Raw genomic sequence first — 407 nt, 5'->3', positions numbered from 1 at the left:
TCCGCTTTTGAAAGCAGTCTGCGGGATATTGCGGTATTTTCCCGGCGTGAAATCCGGCTGTCGGAAGGTGACCTGGTACGCTTCACCCGTCAGGACCGGGAGCAGGGGCGGGATACCCAGACACTGTGGGAAGTCACCCGGATAGCCGGTAACGGTGATATCACGCTGAAGAACGGTGAAAATACCCGGCTGATTCAGCCGGGACGTGAGATGTCGGATATGCATCTGGATTACGGCTATGCCGGTACGGCACACCGGGCTCAGGGGGCCAGCGAGGCCTTTGTGATAGCTCTGGCCGGTGCAACTGACGCACGCCAGCGGCTTGCTTCTCTCAGTGATGCGTATGTGGCGCTCTCGAGGATGAAGCAGCATGTGCAGGTGTATACCGATGATACCGGAAAATGGCT

Annotated in this window: 1 protein-coding gene; it reads left to right on the top strand. The window is 58.0% G+C overall.

Annotated features, from left to right (window positions below):
* The coding region (locus tag BEA93_RS24745; RefSeq protein WP_201797561.1) for a conjugative transfer relaxase/helicase TraI domain-containing protein at window positions 1-407 on the top strand (407 nt) is incomplete at both ends.

Origin of the sequence: Escherichia sp. MOD1-EC5950 (genome assembly GCF_002965345.1) — a bacterium.
In the GTDB taxonomy this organism is placed as follows: Bacteria; Pseudomonadota; Gammaproteobacteria; order Enterobacterales; family Enterobacteriaceae; genus Escherichia; species Escherichia marmotae.
Note: the sequence above shows the minus strand (reverse complement) of the source record. Positions and strands in the feature narration are given on the sequence as shown.